5 protein-coding genes are annotated in these 2,673 nt (G+C 28.8%); 4 read left to right on the top strand and 1 reads right to left on the bottom strand.

Going from position 1 to position 2,673, the window contains the following annotated elements:
- From CXF67_RS18210 to CXF67_RS17855, 4 genes are all read left to right on the top strand, one after another.
- Positions 1–230 (top strand): hypothetical protein (locus tag CXF67_RS18210; RefSeq protein WP_180957940.1); only part of this gene is annotated, 230 nt, incomplete at its 5' end.
- A 55-nt stretch (positions 231–285) separates the two neighbouring features.
- The gene (locus CXF67_RS09160) at positions 286–810 is read left to right on the top strand and encodes a tetratricopeptide repeat protein (RefSeq protein WP_102088481.1); all 525 of its coding nucleotides are present in this window, start codon (positions 286–288) and stop codon (positions 808–810) included.
- A complete protein-coding gene (locus CXF67_RS19065) occupies positions 786–1,205 on the top strand; it encodes a response regulator transcription factor (RefSeq protein ID WP_308302191.1) in 420 nt (139 codons plus the stop codon). The genes CXF67_RS09160 and CXF67_RS19065 overlap by 25 nt, the downstream gene beginning before the upstream one ends.
- Positions 1,206–1,282: 77 nt before the next feature.
- Positions 1,283–1,537, top strand: coding sequence for a transposase (locus CXF67_RS17855; RefSeq protein ID WP_145990433.1), 255 nt, complete (start codon positions 1,283–1,285; stop codon positions 1,535–1,537).
- A 688-nt stretch (positions 1,538–2,225) separates the two neighbouring features.
- Here the strand turns inward: CXF67_RS17855 and CXF67_RS09145 are convergent.
- A partial coding sequence (locus tag CXF67_RS09145) for an alpha/beta hydrolase fold domain-containing protein (protein WP_145990432.1) occupies positions 2,226–2,673 on the bottom strand: 448 nt, incomplete at its 5' end.

The raw sequence follows: 2,673 nt of genomic DNA, 5'->3' as shown, positions 1-2,673 counted from the left end.
TATCTAGAATACTTATTGCTTCAATATACCATAATAATAGAGAATTTGATTTAGCAGAACCTCTTTTAATTAAAAACAGACTTGAGCTAAAATCTATTGAACCCTCTACATTGAAAGATTCTTTGTTAATTGATACTTACGGGGCTTTTGCTGAATTTTATTATTGTGAAGAAGATTACCCAAATTCTGTGAAAAATTATATTCAGTCATTAAAAATTAGTAAAAAATAATGACTCACTACATATCTATAATTCATATAATCGGTTAGGAGCTATATATATATATATGCATGAAGGATCTTATAATGAAGCTCTTAACAACTTTGAAGAAGCCTTAAATTTTAGCACCACTAAATCTAATAAAAATCAAGTGTATAATAATATAGGACTTATTCACTATTATCAAGAAGATTATAAAAATGCAGAAAAGTTTATACTTAAATCTATTGAGTATCTAAATTCAAACAACAATTTAGAATTGTTTTATTCCTATAACAACCTAGGAGCAATTTCATCTTATTTAAAGGAAAAAGATAAGGCATTAGATTATATGATGAAATCTTATGAAATATCTAAAAATCTGGGGATTAAGGAAGAAATCGGTGCGGCATTATTAAACATAAGTACTTTTTATACTAGTGAAGGAGATAAAGACAGAGCTAAAGAATTTATGGATCAATGTGATTCTATAAGTTTAGGTATCAATTCTATTGAGTATAAAAAAGCACTTTATATGATGTTTTCTTATAATTATAAAGATCTTAAGGATTACCAAAAGGCACTAGTATATTCCGAAATATTAAAATTATAGCTGTTAGTTCTCATTACAATAGTGAGATAATAACCAGAGCTATCAAGGCTGGAATTAATGGTTATCTTTTAAAGAATACAGGTAAGGTAGAATTAATTACCGCCATTACTTCTGTATTTAGTGATACCAATTATTTTTCTGAAGAAGTAAAACAGATCATTAATAACAGTCTCTTTAACGCCAAAGACACAACAGTTTCTGCAGTTAAACTAAGTGAAAGGGAGATGGAAATTTTAATATTAATTTCTCAAGAAGAAAACACTCAAGAAATAGCAGAAGCGCTTTTTATCTCTGTAAATACCGTTGAAACACACCGTAAGAATTTGATGCGAAAAATAGGAACTAAAAATATGATTGGTTTGGTGAAGTATGCGATTCAGCAAGATATTATATAACGAAAATCTTAAATGGCATGTGTTGATTATGATTAGTTACGTCTGCAAGTAGTAAGTTAGCAAAAAGAAACAAAACAATTTACATAGTCATAAGAATTCTTAGAGTTAGAAAGAATGAGGTTTTAGCGCTATGGATAGGTGGGAAAAAATCCATAGCTTTTTGTGTGTATATACAGATACCTACTGATATGAAATCACGAGGAGTACAAGACTTGCTTATAACTGTAACAGATAAGCCTATTAAATTTACAGTTATTATAAAAACCATTTTTCCTGAACTCAAAACTCAGATATGTGTAGCCATCAGATCTGAAATGCTTGTAAATATGTAGTCCATAAAAATAAAAAGCAGTTTAAAAAAGACAAAAAAAACATCTATGACACGCCTATAAAACAAGCTACTGAAACTTAATGAAAACACCTTCTTGCCCAGAAATGGGAAAGTAATTACTACTACATAAGAAGCTGTTAAAACAACTAGGATGAACTTACCTCCCTCCTTAAGTTTCCAATCGGATTAGAAAAATAATCTATACAACTAATCTCATTTAGAATCTTAATGGTAAAATCCTTAAACACATCAAAAATAAATTATCCTCCCCATATATACGAGACTATAATAAAATCTTTACATCTATCTTAAGAGAAGCAACTATGGAATGTCCTATATCGATTAAAAGAATGAAAATTATACCTACTCATCTCTTAACTATATATGATAAAAGGGGATCAAGCCCTAAATATTAATTGAAGTCAAACTTAAGTTATTTTGACTTCCACACCTTATGTATTAGTGTCACCATATAATGTAGATTCAAAATAGTGTTCATATAGGGCAATATAATAATAGCTTATTAAAATGGTATATTTAAAATGTGCTTTTTCATGGTTAATGTGAATGTTTAGTGTGTGACATGTCAATCTCAAAGTAGTAAACTTTCATATAAGAACTTAACTTATAACGAGTAAAAAGTATTGTTTTCTAACATTATCACGTATATTTTAGAAACAAGCTTGTATTTAGTGATTTAGTATTCTGATTATTTCATTCAAGGCTATTTTAGCTTCTTTCATTACTGGTAGAAAAGGCCAAATATGTGGCATATTCTTTCCTTCAATTATTTCTAAATTAACTTTTGCTTCAATAAATTTTTGAACTGCCAATTTCTGATCTGGATACGTAATGTCATTTTCTGCAAGAAAGAGAAATGTTTGTGGGAAATTTTCGAAATTCCCAAATAATGGTGAAACCATTACGTTTTTCAAATCATTATTCTCAACACACATCTTTTTTGCACTTAACACCCCCTTTTTCGAGAGTATTGGGTCAATATTATCTACTTTTTCAATTTCAGGATTAGACATACTTGCATCCATAACAGGCGATATGAGAATTATTTTATTGGGCATTTCAATATTATTTTTAATAAGACGTTGCATTAAACTTGCGACTAAAGTTCCTCCTGCT

It is taken from the genome of Psychroflexus sp. MES1-P1E (genome assembly GCF_002836055.1).
Lineage (GTDB): Bacteria > Bacteroidota > Bacteroidia > Flavobacteriales > Flavobacteriaceae > Psychroflexus.
This window is presented reverse-complemented; position numbering and strand designations above follow the sequence as displayed.

Excerpts from the sequence above, each read along its gene's own strand:
- CXF67_RS09160 (WP_102088481.1), top strand. The coding sequence starts at position 286 with ATGCATGAAGGATCTTATAATGAAGCTCTTAACAACTTTGAAGAAGCC.